Here is a 14,870-nt window from a genome sequence, read left to right as displayed (position 1 = left end):
GGTGCATGGATGCACCCGACAATCCCCCTCTCTCCGCCAGATAACTGAAAAAGGCTGCCCGAAGGCAGCCCTTTTCAGTTATCTGGCGGGGGATGCGAAGTGCGCTGCGCGCGCTTCGCCCCAAACGTTGCTGCGCAACGTTCGGGCCCCTCCCCTTGCCGGCCTCTCCCCGCCCCTGTCGGGGCAGCCCCTCAACAGAGGGGCTTGTTGCTCCAGATCCATCAATGGGTTTCCGCCGTGCGTGGATGCCTGGTCGGCTGTACCTCGCAGAAGCCACTGGCGGGGGATGCGAAGTGCGCTGCGCGCGCTTCGCCCCAAACGTTGCTGCGCAACGTTCGGGCCCCTCCCCTTGCCGGCCTCTCCCCGCCCCTGTCGGGGCAGCCCCTCAACAGAGGGGCTTGTTGCTCCAGATCCATCAATGGGTTTCCGCCGTGCGGGGATGCCTGATCGGTTGTACCTCGCAGAAGCCGCTGGCGGGAGATGCGAAGTGCGCTGCGCGCGCTTCACCCCAGACGTTGCTGCGCAACGTTCGGGCCCCTCCCCTTGCCGGCCTCTCCCCGCCCCTGTCGGGGCAGCCCCTCAACAGAGGGGCTTGTTGCTCCAGATCCATCAATGGGTTTCCGCCGTGCGGGGATGCCTGATCGGCTGTACCTCGCAGAAGCCACTGGCGGGGGATGCGAAGTGCGCTGCGCGCGCTTCGCCCCAGACGTTGCTGCGCAACGTTCGGGCCCCTCCCCTTGCCGGCCTCTCCCCGCCCCTGTCGGGGCAGCCCCTCAACAGAGGGGCTTGTTGCTCCAGATCCATCAATGGGTTTCCGTCGTGCGGGGATGCCTGGTCGACCGTCCCGCTTCCACGTTCGATGGCCGTCCAACGACAGGATCTGCCCCACGTCGTGGCACCCCGCGCTTCCTGTCCACGCCCTGACCACCGGCCGTGCCGTGGCGATGCAACGACACGCTGGCACTCACTGCCTGTTGCTATGCTCGGGCCACAGGGGATTGATGCCCGCTATCGGGCCGGATGAGGAACATCAACATGCGGTATTTCATGACGAAGCTAGTGATCACCTCCGCCTTGCTGATCGGCAGCGGCACCGCAGTCGCACAGGGCGGCGGTGCGGCGCAGTTCGGCGCACTGGGAGGCACGCATGCAGGCAATGCCCTGGCGTGCGGCGCAACCCCGGAACAGGCCGCCAAGCTGCGCGCAAGCCACAAGGCACAGGCAAAAACCGTGTTCGGCGCCGAAGCAGGCTTCGACCAGGCCTATGACACGGCCGAAGCGCAGACACAGAAGAAGATCACCGATGCCTGGAAGAAGGGCCAGTACAAGCCCACCAGCGAAGTCTGCAACGAACTGATGAAGCAGGTGCGTTCATGACGCAGAAGCACGGATCGACGATGTCCGCAGTGCGCGCGAGCCTGTTGGCCGCCAGCCTGGTACTGGCACTGGGTGCCTGCAAGCGCGCTGGCGAAGCGCCTGCAGAGGGTGGCGCTTCCTCGGCCGCACCTTCCAGCACCGCAGCCGAACCATCACCGCAGGCGGCTGCGGCCACGGATGGAAGCCAGAAGGCCGCAGCGTTCAATGTTGCCGAGCTGCCCGTATCGCAGGCAACGATCGGCAGCTTCCCTTATCTCGGACTGCCGCAGGGCTACACCAGCCAGGACGTCGTAGACAGCGAATTCGATCGCGTACCGTTCTGGACCGGCGATCGCGTGGAATGGATTGAAGGCAAGGTTCATTCTTCGGTCCTGCAGAGCAGCAGCGATCACCCTTATTCGCAGCTGGAGCTCAGCCGCAATGTACAGAGCCTGGTCGAGGCCCTGGGGGGCAAGCGCATTTTCTCCGGCACCATACCGGCCGATGCATCGCGTGACATCGGCAACAGCAAGGCGGCGACCACCTATGTCGGCGGCATCGGCGACATCTACAACGAACCCGCAGAAACCTATGTCATCCATCGCGAAGATCGCGATATCTGGATTCACCTGGGCTCGGGTGGAAACTCCGGCGGCCTGCTCGTCGCAGAGACAAAACCGGTGCAGATCACGGCCAAGGTCATTGAAGCGGACACGCTGAAACAGGCACTGGACAGCAGTGGCAAGGTATCCATCCAGGTGAACTTCGCAACCGACGCGGCCGAGATCCTGCCCGATTCGGAACCGCAGATCGCACAGGTCACCCAGCTGTTGAAGGCCGACCCACAGCTTCGCCTTTCCGTTGAAGGACACACCGACAACAGCGGCAGCCAATCGCACAACCAGACGCTCTCGCAGGCGCGTGCGGAGTCGGTGCGCACGCGTCTTGTCGGCGGTGGAATCGCAGCCGAACGCCTGAGCGCGAAAGGCTATGGGCAGAGCCAGCCGGTCGCCGACAACGCAACCGAAGAAGGGCGCCGCGCCAATCGTCGCGTGGAACTGGTCAAGCGCTGATATCACCACGACGTTACTGCGTTGAAGCACTCCGGAAAAAGCACATGCCCTGCATGTGCTTTTTTCTTTTCCGCGCCGCACGGTCATTTGTTTTGCCGCGGATGCAACGAGATAAAAACACGCGGATCTCTCATCCCGTTCGAACAAGAACCAGGCCGTGCACGCGCCCTCTGTAGCGCGCCAATATTCCGGCACCACAAGCCGCCTGCGTGACACAAATATGTCAGTTAAGTGTTAATTTCCTTAACGAAAAGCGGTGCATCTAGCTCAAATTTGACGTGATTATGTGCAGACAATTGTTAATCTGCAATGTGCATCACATTTTCAAATATTTCATTGCATATCGGAAAAACCTGACTTGTATCGTCAATTTTCTGTCGATAGGCTTGGCCCCGTTCTCGAACAAGCGACAAATTTTCGACGAACCAGGGTGTGAGCTTCCTGTCTTTACCTCGCCCTGCCATTAATCAGGATCCCCCAGCGGACACGCCGAATATCCCGCACACCCGGGAGGATTCCTGCCATCAAGGAGGAAATACATGGAACGCAGCCGTCGTCACATCCGTTTTTCCCGTAAGCAGGCCGGTCAGGGCATGACCGAGTACATCATCATCACCGCGCTGATCGCCATCGCCGCGATCGGAGCCGTCACCTTCTTCGGAGGCACGGTTCGCAGCCAGGTGGCAGGCATGTCGAAAGAACTTTCCGGCCAGAGCGCGACGCAGTCGATCAACCGCGCCAAGAACCAGGCCAACAGCGCCCAGCAGGAAGCTGACAAGACCAAGGGCATGGACGCGTACAAGAACAAGTAATACCCCAGCCCTGGCGGCATGAAGCCGCCAGGGCCCTCCCAGCATAATCTCCCTGCGCGCACCGCACGCGGCGCGCGACGGGCAGCCATGGCCTCCGGCCCAGGAATTCGTTATGCGCAGCGCATTGGCTTTGGCACGAAGCCGTGCGGCCCGGGGCGTTTCCAGCCACCGAACGGTCGCCGGCCAAGCAATGGTTCTCGGGCTGGCACTGATTCTGGTTCTATGCATCGGGATTGTCCTGCTGTTCAACACAGGGCAGGTGGTGAACAAGAAGGTGGAGCTGGTCAATGCGGCTGACGCCGCCGCCTACAGCGTTGCGATCCAGCAGGCACGCGCACTGAACTACGCGGCCTACATGAACCGTGCCCGCGTTGCCAACGAAGTGGCCGTGGCACAGACGATCAGCCTCTATTCGTGGCTGAACCAGATGCACACCACCTCCATCGTCATCCGCACCACGCTGGATGTGCTCTCCGCCATTCCCTACATCGGCGTGGTGTTCAAGGCATTGGCAACCGCCTTCAAGGTCGCCGAACGCATTCTCAAGGTCACCCGCCAGGCGTTCCAGCCTGTCGCGCAGGCGGCCATCGTCGCCATCGACAAGCTCAACATGATGTTCGCCGCCTCGGTGCAGCTCGTCATCGAGGGCGTATCGCGGCTGGACAGCTACACCATCGCCAAGGATGTGCTGCAGCGGAACTCACCGCAGGCACAGCTGGGCACCATCGGAACCGCGGTGCTCGGCACGCAACTGGCCACGGCCGAGAACCGGCTGCTGCAGCGCTACAGCATTCCCCGTACCGCCAACGGTGGCTCGGCCACGCAGCGCCAGGGCGCCGACCGCTTCCGCAATGTGGTGATGCAGTCGCGTGATGGCTTCAGCAAGAGCCGCAGCGATGATTTCCTCGGCTTCCTGGTGCAGTCCGGCGGCACCGACATGGTCGACTACAACCGATGGGCAGCGCTGGACACCATGGCCGTCGAGCTTCCGCTGCCATGGCCGCTTTCCGATATCGATATTCCAGTCGGCTGGGGCGGTGCGCAGGCCGTGGAAAGCTATCGCAACCAGCGCTTCCTCAACGGCTTCGGCAACGGCAACGGCTGGTACTCGGACTGGGACCGCCGCCGCTACCGTCCGTATGGCGAAGCGGTGCGCCGCAATCGTGGCGCGGCGTGGATTGTCGACCGCAGCCAGGATGCCAACGTGCGCTTCGCCAATGGCCAGCATCGCAAGGCCTTCTTCACCGGCTACAACGGCCTGCGCGACTATCACGACGTCAAGGCCGGGCAGGCACTGCAGCCCTACGCCGAGAATGATCGTGATCGCGACAAGGTCGGCCCGGTCTTCACCATCTATGCCGAGACCGCCGGCACCAGCGCGCGCACCACGTCCGGCGCCGGCATCGGCGCCCCGGCCGGCTCGCAGATGGAACTGCCGGACAGGATGGCCAACAACAAGATCGCCGCACTTTCCTCCGCGCAGGTGTTCTTCGACCGCCCGGTGCAGCTGCGCATGTTCAGCCGCGATGACCGCAAGCGTGAAACCGGAAACCTGTTCAGCCCTTACTGGCAGGCACGACTGGTCAAGACCGATGCCACCACCAAGGCTGCCCTGGCGGCAGCCGGAGCCTTGATGCCATGACGTTTGCTGTTTTCAATCGCCTGCACCTGTCGATCGCCACACTGCTGATCAGCGGCTGTGGCAGCGCGGCGGACAACGGCGAGCCCGCCGCTGCCAGGAACATGCCGGGCATCCATCTTGACCAGATTGCCGAAACCCTGGTGGATGGACGCAACGCGGCGCGCACCAGCTACCAGCAGGCACTGAGCGACTGCCAGGCGGCAGGATTGCCGACCCGCGCACTGGATGACGCCGATGTCGCCCGCCTGGGAACCGTCCGTTACGAAGCCTGGCTTTCCAGCAAAGAGGAAGTGTTCCGTACCCGCGAGTGGCGCCTGCTCAACGATGGCCCTGCGACCAGCTGCCAGTTCCGGCTGGAGGCCACCGGCCTGCAGGAGACCCAGAGCGCCTCCGGCGTGGAGCAGGTCGATCTGGCAACGGGAGAGCGTAGCCAGTCCCCCGCCGACAGCGACGGGCTCACCCGCTTTGCCGCCGAAGCCGACGAAGGCAGCGCCTCGCCGGGCTTCCAGCGCGCGGGCAACCGCAGGGTCGCTGGCCAGCCGTGCAACGTGTGGAAGGACGAGAACGGACGGTTCAGCCAGTGCGTGTGGTCGGCTGGTGCCAGCTGGGGCTTCACCCCCGGTGCGCTGAACGACTACCGGCCGAGCCGCTACGCCATTGTCCTGGAGCAGGAACCCCTCGACGGCAATGGCACCCGCCTGACCACGCAGCGCATGACGGTGGGCCAACCCTTTGAACGCGGTGACCTCGAGGTACCGCGCGAACCGTCCTCCCAACGATGACCTGCTGAGGTAGCCATGGACAGGGAACGCCCATTCCGCGGCGCGCGTCGCCAGCGCGGCCAGAGTCTCACCGAAGTCGCCGTGCTCTGCGCCGTGCTGGTGCCGATCTTCCTGCTGATCCCGATCCTGGCCAAGTACATCCACGCCCGCCAGGCCACCCAGCAGGCCGCGCGCGCGATCGCCTGGGAAGCCACCGTATCGCCGGACTACAAACTGCCGGCCAGCGGCCGCCAGCGCGATCTTGCCGGCGACCGCTATTTCGGGCGTGCCAACGATCCCATCGTCAGCCAGGCGCAGACCGGCGCACGCGATGCCGCCGTCGGCGACGTCCTGATGAATACCTTCTCCAACCAGCCGCTGGTGCGGCGCGGTGACCTCGCCCTGGTCTCCTACACCAGCACGTCGGCAGGCGGCATGATGAAGAAGATCGGCGACGTGACCTCGATGTTCGGTTCGTTCCCGCCCAACCGCAACGGCCTGACCCAGGCCCAGCTGCGGTTGGATGTGCAGGATCTGAAAAGTGCCAACGGCAGTGCTGCCGCCTATCTGGAACCCTTCGATTCGCTGGGCCTGAAGCTGCAGGCCACCCATGTGGTGCTGGCCGACCCCTGGAATGCAGCCGGTTCCGGGCTCAAGGTCAACTCGTCACGCTCGGTGATCGCGCAGGTCAAGCCACTGGTGCCATCCCAGCACATGGCGGGCATCGCCAAGGCGTTTGACGGCCTCTCCGGCATCCCGATGATCGGGACGCTGAGCAGGCTTGATCCCGGTTACATCGCGCCCGACGTGGTGCCTGTCGACAAGTTGCCTGCCTATGCGCCGTCGCGTTGACCTGCTGGCGGCACTGGCCGCGCTGCTGTTCGCCTGGCCTGCGCTGGCCGCGTCCTGGCCGGACATTCCCGAGCCCGAGGGCGCGCAGAGCGAGTGGGTAGCCAAGGACATGCTTTACAACGGCCTGCCCATGCGCATCTCGCGCTTCACGTCCGCATTGCCGGTGTCGTCCATCGTCAGCTACTACAACCGCGAATGGCCCGGGCAGACCGTGATCAACGAGGTCGGCGGCAAGACCGTGATCGGCCACGCACACGGCGAGTACTACGTGACCATCGAGGTATCGGCCAAGGGCAGTGGCAGCCAGTCACAGATCGGCATTACACGCCTGCTCAAGCGCAAGCCCGATGCCGCGGCCGGCGCCGATTTCCCGAAACCGTCCGGGACGCAGGTGATCAACGACATCACCTACCTGGACACGCCCGGGCGCAGCCTGTCCATGGAAAGCACGCTGTCTCCGTTCCAGACCGATGCCTTCTATGCCAGCCGCCTCCCTGCGGACGGCTGGAGCCGAAGTTCCGGCCCTGCGGGCTGTTCGATGATCGCGCTGCAGTGCGTTGTCCGCTACAGCAAGGGCAGCCAGGAAATGACCATGACCTTCAACCGGCACGAGCAGGGAACCTTGATTGTCGTCAACCAGTCGCAGCACTGAGACCACCGCCATGAGAAAACGCATTCCCCCGTCCCTACGCCGCCAGCGCGGGGCCGCACTGATCGAGTACGCCGTGGTCGCTTCCGTCGGTGTCCTGGTCCTGGTCGCCGAGCCGAACATCGTGCTCGAGCTGATCGATTCACTGCGCAAGGCGTACCAGGGGTTCACCTACATGCTGTCGATGGGAGTCGTATGAAGGCGCTCCCGCTGAAAGCCAACCGCAACGTCGTCTTCATCATCATCGCCCTCGCGCTCGGCCTGTTCGCGGCCCTGGTCGCCGTGCGCTACGTGCAGAAGGCAGTGAACGAGCGTGCCGCTCCGCCGGTGGAAATGGTGCCGGTAGCCGTGCCCAAGACCGACATGGAGCCGGGCAGCATTGTCACCGTTGCCGACCTTGCAGTGCGCGAAGTCCCCGCCGACCTGCCGCCTGCCGATGCGATCACGCCGGACAATGTGTCCGAGTACAGCGGCCGCATGCTGCGCGCGCCGATCCGCGAAGGTGCACCGCTGGGTGCCAGTGCACTGGTACCGCTGTACGACCAGTTCTCGCGCGTGATCGCCAAGGGCAACGTGGGCTACACCCTCCAGGTGGACGAGACGAACTCGATCTCCGGCATGATTGCTCCCGGGGATCACGTCGACATCCTGCTCACCGTCGAGCAGGAACAGACCGGTGCCCGGGTGCTGCCGCTGCTTGAGGACATCAACGTTCTGGCAACCGGCAACCGCGTCGGCGAAACGCCGGCCTCGGAAGACCAGCAGGGCTATTCGAACATCACTCTGGAACTGACACCGGCACAGGCGCAGCGACTCACGGTCGCCGCCAAGGCCGGTTCGATGCGGGTGATGCTTCGCCAGGTGGAGGATCGTGGTGCGTTCGGCCTCAGTGGCATGACGCAGAGGGAACTGCTCGGCAACGGCACGCAGGGTCGTGCTGGCGTGCAATTCATCATTGGGGGCAAAGGGTCGACGAATGCGCAGCAATAATGGAATCCGCAGCCTCATCGCCGCCACTGCGGCCATCGCTGTTGTCACCTCGCCACTGCTGGCCGTGGCACAGACCACCGGCACCCAGCTGACCCCGGTACCGGTCATGGCCGCACCGCGCCCTGCTGTCCAGGCGCAACCGCAGCCCAACACCAACCATGCACCGGTACCCGGTGGGCAGAGCGCCTTCCCGGCGCCGGTTCCCGATCCCGCCTATCGCACCAGCGCGTCGGCCATGCCCGCGGTGCCACTGCCCACCCGCGCCCGGATCTATGCCGGCCAGGCCGCCGTCTACACGCTGCCCAGCGGGCTCAAGCGCGTGGCCGTCGGTAGTGGCGAGATGCTCGAGGTCACCAACGTCGGCCCGCGCGACCTGATCATGATGGGCATGAAGCCCGGCTCCACCACGGTTCACCTGTGGCTGCAGAACGGCAAGCAGCTGCAGGTGCAGGTGGACATCTCCGAGAACGATGCCGTCAGCCTGGCCGAGACCATCCGTACCCTGCTGGCCGACGTGGAAAAGATCAATGTGCATGCGGTCGCCGACCGTGTGGTCATTACCGGCCAGGACATCAACCCGGGCATCGGCAGCCGCATTGATGCGATCCAGAAGATCTACCCGACGGTGTTGAATTTCACTACTGCCGACCCGGTGGGCATGCGCCCGATGGTGCAGATGGACGTGAAGATCATGGAATTCGACACCAATGCGCTGGAAGAACTCGGCATCCAGTGGGACAACGTCATCCGTGGCCCGGTGGCGGGCATCGTCAAGGATTTCACCAACAACAACTACTACCGCATCAACCCCGAGCAGAGCCCGGCCAACGGCGTGCTGCTGCCGAACAAGCTGCAGGGAACCCAGGCCTTCTTTGGCATCGCCACGCAGATCGGCTCGGCGATCAACCTGATGATGAACAAGGGCAAGGCGTTCCTGCTGGCCTCGCCCCAACTCAGCGCCCGCAGCGGCGGGCAGGCCAAGTTCCTGGCCGGCGGCGAAGTGCCGATCCCGGTTCCGCAGGGTTTCGGCCAGGTCACCGTCGACTACAAGGAATACGGCATCAAGCTCGACATCGAGCCCCTGGTCAACTTCAACCAGGACATCTCCACCCGCATCCTGGCTGAGGTCAGCCGCGTCGATCCGACGGTGACCGTGCAGGGCGTGCCTGGCTTCACCACCCGCCGCACCGAGTCGGAAATCAACGTCCACGCAGGGGAAACCATCGTCATCTCCGGGCTGATCGACTCCAGCGCGCAGCAGGATGCCAAGCGCCTGCCGCTGCTGGGCGATATCCCGATCCTCGGAAAGCTGTTCCGCTCCGATGGCTTCCGTGGCAATCGTACCGAGCTGGTGATGTTCGTTACTCCGCGCGTGGTGACGCCGGGCTCGCAGGAAAACCTCGATGGCCTGGAGCGTGCGCGACAGATCCAGGAGCGCGGCCAGCAGGCCATGCCGCGCAGGAACAAAGATTTCGTGCAGTGACCGGAGCCGTCGCATGTTCAACATCCTCATCGACACACCCAACCGCGACCAGCGACGTGTCCGCTGCCTGCACCGTGAATGCGGGATCGGCCGTGGCGACGGCAACCTGGTGGTGCTGCAGGGCTGGAGCATCGCCCAACGCCATGCGGCGCTGAAGCGCGAGGACGAGGGCATCTTCATCGAGAGCCTGGGAGGCCGCTCGCCGGTACTGGTGAATGGCGAACAGGTCAAAGGCAGCCGTGGCCCGCTCACCAGCCGTGACCGGGTGCAGATCGGCGACTACCTGCTGCAGGTGGTGGACGACGACCCGCCGGCCGAACCCACCGCCGATGCTGGAAGTTTCAATGCGGGCGCGGCCAACGATGTACCGGTGGACGCCACGCCCGCACCGGCACCCGCACCGGCGCAGCCATCCAGCGAACGCCAGCTGGCGCGGCCGGAGCAGCTGCCGCCGGACATGGCGGTCTATCGTGCAAAGCTGCATGCCTCGCTGGTCAAGCAGATGGACCTGCGCCGGCTTGACGTGCGCAGCATGGACGATGAGTCGCTGCGCAACGCCACGATCAAGCTGATCGATGAGGTGATGCAACGGGAGTTCTCCGAGCTGCCCAAGACGATCAACCCACGCAGGCTGGCCAAGGAGGTGCTCGATGAGGCCATCGGCCTGGGCCCGCTGGAAGACCTGATCGACGATGCGACGGTGACGGAAATCATGGTCAACGCGCACGACCAGATCTTCATTGAACGTGCGGGCCGGATCGAACGGTCCCCCATTGTCTTCACCAGTGACCGCGCGGTGCTGTCAGCCATCGAGCGCATCGTGACGCCCCTCGGTCGCCGCATCGACGAAAGCTCGCCGATGGTCGACGCGCGACTGAAGGATGGCTCCCGCGTCAACGCCATCATTCCGCCGGTGGCGCTGCGCGGCCCGAGCATCAGCATCCGAAAGTTCGCCAAGCGCAAGCTGGAAGGAAAGGACCTGCTCACCTTCGGTTCGCTCAGCCAGCCGATGCTGGAATTCCTGATCGTTGCGGTGCGCGAACGGCGCAACATCGTCGTCACCGGCGGCACCGGCTCCGGCAAGACCACCCTGCTCAACATCCTTTCCAACTTCATTCCCGATACCGATCGCATCGTCACCATCGAGGACGCGGCCGAACTGAAGCTCGTCCAGCCCAACCTGGTTGCCCTGGAAGCGCGTCCTCCCAACATGGAAGGCAAGGGCCATATTTCCATCCGCGACCTGGTGCGCAACGCGCTGCGCATGCGCCCGGACCGCATCGTGGTCGGCGAGTGCCGCGGCGGCGAAGCACTGGACATGCTGCAGGCCATGAACACCGGCCACGAAGGATCGCTGACCACCGCCCATGCCAACAATCCGCGCGAGGCGCTGTCGCGCCTGGAAGTGATGGTCATGATGTCCGGCATGGAGCTGCCGATGACGGTGGTGCGCGAACAGATCTCGTCGGCAGTGGACCTGATCGTGCACCAGAAGCGCTTCCCCTGCGGTTCGCGCAAGGTCAGCCACATCACTGAGTTGACGGGCATGGAAAGCGGAACCATCCAGCTGCAGGATGTGTTCCTGTTCAAGGCACGCTCCACTGCCGGACGCGATGGCAAGGTGGTGGGCGAGTTCGTCGCGACCGGTGCAGTGCCGGAGTTCTATGAAGAGCTTGCCGAGCGCGGCGTCGCCGTTGACCTGGACATTTTCCGTACCGGGGGACGGCGGAATGAGTGACATCCTGCTGATCGCCCTGCTGTGTTTTGCCTGCGTGACGGGCTCGGTGCTGTTGCTGGCGCGTGCCAGCTCCGGCTTCATGGACCGTTACCGCGCCAACTTCATGGACCAGGCGCGGGTCAATCTGGCCGACATGTTCCTGTTCGTCGACCCGCGCGTGCTGTTCAGGACCAATGTCCTGATGCTGCTGGCGATTCCCGTGCTGCTGTGGATCGTCACCGGCGGCAACCTGCTGCTGCCGATCCTGGCCCTGATCCTGCTGGCCATAGCGCCACGCAAGATCTACCTGTGGCTGAAGCAGCGCCGCCTCGACCAGATCCAGCAGCAGTTGCCCGACGGGCTGCTGATGCTGGCCGGCAGCCTCAAGGCCGGCGTCGGCTTCAATCCTGCGCTGGAAGCACTGGCCCATGACGGCCTGCCTCCACTGGCCCAGGAGCTGGCACTGGTACTGCGCGAGCAGCACATGGGCGTGCGCACGGAGGAGGCGCTGGACAACTTCGCCGCCCGCGTGCCCATTGCCGACGTGAAGCTGTTCGTGGCCGCCGTCAGCATTTCGCGCGAGGTTGGTGGCAATCTCGCCGAGAGCCTCTCCACGCTCGCCGAAACGCTGCGGCGCAAGCTCATCATGGAAGGCAAGGTCAAGGCACTTACCGCGCAGGGGCGCCTGCAGGGCATCGTCATGGCGATGCTGCCAGCCGGCCTTGTCGGCTTCCTCGTGCTGTTCTATCCAGAAACGATGAACCCCATGTTCCACACCTTCATCGGCTGGTGCGTCATGGCCCTGATCGGGGTACTGGAATACCTCGGCTACCGCATGTGCCGCAAAATCATGACGATCGATATATGAACGCCCTGCTCATCCTGGTCGCACTGCTTGCCGCTGCCGCTGTTGGGCTGCTTGCATTCGCGCTGCGCGGACTGGTGCAGTCGGTCGAGGTGGACCAGCGCAACTACCAGGATCCGCTGCCGCTGCTGCTGCGCATCCTGTGGCCGCTGATTACGGTCGCTACGCGCCTGGCCGGGCCGCGCCTGTCCTCGGCACAGCTGGAGCGCGCGCATCGCAGCCTGCAGTCGGCCGGCCAGGACTTCGTGCTGTCACCGGAAGAACTGTATGGCGCACGCATCGTCTCCGCCGCCGTGGCCAGTACCTTCCTGTTGCTCACCATCATCCTGCTGGGCCGGTTCGGAGTCGGCTCCGTGCTGATGGCCTTGGCATTCGGCGCACCGTTCGGGTGGATGTATCCCACGCTGTGGCTGGGCGAACGGCGGAAAGCGCGCTCCAAGCATGTGATCCGAGACCTGCCTATCTTCCTCGACTTCATCACCATGGCCGTCGAAGCGGGCCTGAACATCACCGGTGCGATCGAACAGTCCGTCGACAAGGGTCCACCCGGTCCGCTGTCACAGGAGTTCTCGCGCATGTTGCGTGATCTGCGCGCCGGCCTTCCGCGTGCCGAAGCGCTGCGGCGCATGTCCGATCGCGCCGACATTTCCCAGGTGACCAGCTTCACCAGCGCTTTGATCCAGGCGGACCGGGTGGGTGCCAGCCTGAGTGACACACTGCGCTCGCAGGCCATGCAGCGCCGCGAAGAGCGCTTCCTTCGCGCCGAGAAGCTGGCCCTGGAAGCGCCGGTGAAGATGATGCTGCCGCTGGTGCTGTTCTTCTTCCCGCTGATCTTCGTCGTCCTGGCCTACTTCATCTTCCTGCAGATGAAGCAGCAGGGCATCCTGTGAGTCCCCGCACATGAGAACCGGCGCCCTGATCCGCAACCACCAGCAGTTGCTCAGCTGCGTCTGGCATGCCGATCGCTGGCACCAGCGGCTGCGCGGCCTGCTGTTGCGCGCGCCACTCCAGCCTGGGCAAGGCCTGCTGATAACCCCCTGCTCGAGCGTGCACACCCTGGCCATGGGGTATCCACTCGACCTGTTGTTCCTGGACCGCGATCAGCGCGCCGTTGGCTGGCGCGAGGCCGTGCGCCCATGGCGCGGCGCCTGGTGCCGCGGCGCCTACTCGACGCTGGAAATGCCGGTGGACAGCCTCAGGCATATTGCCCCGGTGCTGGGCGAGACGTTCCAATGGTGCCCTTCTCCGCCTGCGGCACCGCCATCCACGAGGGCGTTGCAATGAAGCACATCCGCACATCCATCCGCCAGCAGCGGGGCCAATCGCTGATTGAATTCTGCATCGTGGTTCCGGCCTTCGTCTTCCTCATCCTGGTCATCTTCCAGTTCGTCCTGATCTATCGCGCCAAGTCGCTGCTGGATTTCGCCACGCTGCAGGCCGCGCGTGCCGGCGCGGTCAGTGGCGTCAATCATTCCGAGATGCGCAGCGCACTGGAAATGGCGATGGCTCCCCTGTACGCGACCTCGCCGGATGCCGCCGGTGCCGTCGCCGCCCGCGCCAAGGTCGCCCTGCTGTGGAAGAACCCGTTGCTGTCACCGAAGATCGAGGTCATTTCACCCAGCCGCGCGGCGTACAACGAGTTCCGCGAGCGCCAGTTCGATGGGCGCTATGCGCTGCCGAACGACAATCTTGCCTTCCGCGATGCACGTGTCGGCAGCAGCCGCGTCAGCGTGCAGGACGCCAACATCCTCAAGATCAAGGTCACCTATCCGATGCCCCTGATCGTTCCCTTTGCCGACCGGGTGATTGCCGGTCTTTCAGACCTGGTCAGCGAAGGCGACAGCTTCCGCCCGGCCTCGATGCTGATCGAGGACCCGATCACCGGCCATCGCCGCATGCCGATCGAGTCCTACGCGATCGTCCGCATGCAGAGCCCCGTGCATGACAGCAACAACCTGGCGCGCTGACATGCAGGTGCTGCTGGCCAGCCTGTTGATGGCAGCAACCTGGGCCGCCGCCGCGCAATCCACAGACGCTGCTGACAACGAACCTCCACAGGCGCGATTGCTGGCACGCGCTTATGGCCTGGGCCCACTCGGTCCAAGCTCGCCTGGTGGTGAGGTCGAGGTCGAGATCCGTTTGCGCGGGCCTGCCATCCGTATTGATTTCCGCGGCGACAATGCGCCCGATGCATGGCTGACCACCCAGGGCCAGCGCGGCCGGGCATGGCTGGTGAGCGAGCGCGGCAACTACACGCTGCCGGTCGCCGACGCCAGTGGTCCCTACTGGTACGATCCTGCCGCCCCATGCCACACGATCGGAGGGCGCTGCTCTCCCGCACCCGGCGAGTTCATCCTGGGGCGCCTCGCTGCTGGCTGGCGCTATGACAATGCGCATGGCCCTGATGGCACCACCTCCGGCACGTTGTGGATCGATACCCGCACGGGCCTGCTGCTGGGTTACCGCGGACGCACCGGCAACCAGCGTACCGAACGCGGCCTGCGGGTTACCGAGGTCACTTTCGATGAGGTGCCGTCGAGCCTGTTCGACCCGCCCGCCGGATTGCGTCGACGCACGCAGGATGCGGCGAACTGAGCGAGGTGGTTGCAGTGCCGACACCGTGGCGCGGGAGGTCTCACTCCCTCCGCGCCGGTAGATCCACGCAGCGCG

Annotated in this window: 16 protein-coding genes; all 16 read left to right on the top strand. The window is 64.5% G+C overall.

Translation table 11 applies throughout. From position 1 onward, the window contains the following. Positions 1 to 1,047: 1,047 nt before the first annotated feature. The 16 genes from ACT6SE_RS03675 (at position 1,048) to ACT6SE_RS03600 (ending at position 14,795) form a co-directional block, all read left to right on the top strand. Positions 1,048 to 1,377: a hypothetical protein gene (locus ACT6SE_RS03675; protein WP_126411778.1), complete on the top strand. Its 330-nt coding sequence runs from the start codon at positions 1,048 to 1,050 to the stop codon at positions 1,375 to 1,377. 20 nt (positions 1,378 to 1,397) lie between these two features. Next, on the top strand, positions 1,398 to 2,429 hold the full coding sequence (locus tag ACT6SE_RS03670) for an OmpA family protein (protein ID WP_032958215.1): 1,032 nt from the start codon (positions 1,398 to 1,400) through the stop codon (positions 2,427 to 2,429). A gap of 539 nt (positions 2,430 to 2,968) precedes the next feature. Then, positions 2,969 to 3,241: a hypothetical protein gene (locus tag ACT6SE_RS03665; RefSeq protein ID WP_014036176.1), complete on the top strand. Its 273-nt coding sequence runs from the start codon at positions 2,969 to 2,971 to the stop codon at positions 3,239 to 3,241. A 112-nt stretch (positions 3,242 to 3,353) separates the two neighbouring features. Then, positions 3,354 to 4,883, top strand: coding sequence for a pilus assembly protein TadG-related protein (locus ACT6SE_RS03660; protein ID WP_343200248.1), 1,530 nt, complete (start codon positions 3,354 to 3,356; stop codon positions 4,881 to 4,883). Continuing rightward, positions 4,880 to 5,665 (top strand): hypothetical protein, encoded by a 786-nt coding sequence (locus ACT6SE_RS03655; RefSeq protein WP_014646173.1) that lies wholly within the window; start codon positions 4,880 to 4,882, stop codon positions 5,663 to 5,665. The genes ACT6SE_RS03660 and ACT6SE_RS03655 overlap by 4 nt, the downstream gene beginning before the upstream one ends. A gap of 15 nt (positions 5,666 to 5,680) precedes the next feature. Continuing rightward, positions 5,681 to 6,496 (top strand): TadE/TadG family type IV pilus assembly protein, encoded by an 816-nt coding sequence (locus ACT6SE_RS03650; RefSeq protein ID WP_444811097.1) that lies wholly within the window; start codon positions 5,681 to 5,683, stop codon positions 6,494 to 6,496. After that, a complete protein-coding gene (locus ACT6SE_RS03645) occupies positions 6,480 to 7,148 on the top strand; it encodes a hypothetical protein (RefSeq protein ID WP_046429142.1) in 669 nt (222 codons plus the stop codon). The genes ACT6SE_RS03650 and ACT6SE_RS03645 overlap by 17 nt, the downstream gene beginning before the upstream one ends. Positions 7,149 to 7,158: 10 nt before the next feature. Continuing rightward, entirely contained in the window at positions 7,159 to 7,344 is a 186-nt protein-coding gene (locus ACT6SE_RS03640; protein ID WP_014646171.1) for a hypothetical protein, read from the top strand. Further along, positions 7,341 to 8,135, top strand: a complete 795-nt coding sequence (cpaB, locus tag ACT6SE_RS03635; RefSeq protein ID WP_014036170.1) for a Flp pilus assembly protein CpaB — start codon at positions 7,341 to 7,343, stop codon at positions 8,133 to 8,135. The genes ACT6SE_RS03640 and cpaB overlap by 4 nt, the downstream gene beginning before the upstream one ends. After that, positions 8,122 to 9,618, top strand: a complete 1,497-nt coding sequence (locus ACT6SE_RS03630) for a type II and III secretion system protein family protein (RefSeq protein ID WP_014646170.1) — start codon at positions 8,122 to 8,124, stop codon at positions 9,616 to 9,618. The genes cpaB and ACT6SE_RS03630 overlap by 14 nt, the downstream gene beginning before the upstream one ends. Before the next feature lie 13 nt (positions 9,619 to 9,631). Then, on the top strand, positions 9,632 to 11,356 hold the full coding sequence (locus tag ACT6SE_RS03625) for an ATPase, T2SS/T4P/T4SS family (RefSeq protein ID WP_080342718.1): 1,725 nt from the start codon (positions 9,632 to 9,634) through the stop codon (positions 11,354 to 11,356). After that, a complete protein-coding gene (locus ACT6SE_RS03620; protein ID WP_014646168.1) occupies positions 11,349 to 12,203 on the top strand; it encodes a type II secretion system F family protein in 855 nt (284 codons plus the stop codon). The genes ACT6SE_RS03625 and ACT6SE_RS03620 overlap by 8 nt, the downstream gene beginning before the upstream one ends. Then, positions 12,200 to 13,090 (top strand): type II secretion system F family protein, encoded by an 891-nt coding sequence (locus ACT6SE_RS03615; protein WP_014646167.1) that lies wholly within the window; start codon positions 12,200 to 12,202, stop codon positions 13,088 to 13,090. The genes ACT6SE_RS03620 and ACT6SE_RS03615 overlap by 4 nt, the downstream gene beginning before the upstream one ends. A gap of 10 nt (positions 13,091 to 13,100) precedes the next feature. After that, positions 13,101 to 13,484 carry a DUF192 domain-containing protein gene (locus ACT6SE_RS03610; RefSeq protein ID WP_041863110.1) on the top strand — a complete coding sequence of 128 codons (384 nt, stop codon included), beginning with the start codon at positions 13,101 to 13,103 and terminating at the stop codon, positions 13,482 to 13,484. After that, positions 13,481 to 14,167 (top strand): TadE/TadG family type IV pilus assembly protein, encoded by a 687-nt coding sequence (locus ACT6SE_RS03605; RefSeq protein WP_032958205.1) that lies wholly within the window; start codon positions 13,481 to 13,483, stop codon positions 14,165 to 14,167. Before ACT6SE_RS03610 ends, ACT6SE_RS03605 begins: the two co-directional genes overlap by 4 nt. Before the next feature lies 1 nt (position 14,168). Continuing rightward, positions 14,169 to 14,795, top strand: a complete 627-nt coding sequence (locus ACT6SE_RS03600) for a hypothetical protein (protein ID WP_014646165.1) — start codon at positions 14,169 to 14,171, stop codon at positions 14,793 to 14,795. Positions 14,796 to 14,870 lie beyond the last annotated feature (75 nt).

It is taken from the genome of Stenotrophomonas sp. LC732 (assembly GCF_052446685.1).
Lineage (GTDB): Bacteria > Pseudomonadota > Gammaproteobacteria > Xanthomonadales > Xanthomonadaceae > Stenotrophomonas > Stenotrophomonas muris.
The sequence above is the reverse complement of the archived record's forward strand: the minus strand, read 5'-3'. Positions and strand labels throughout refer to the sequence as shown.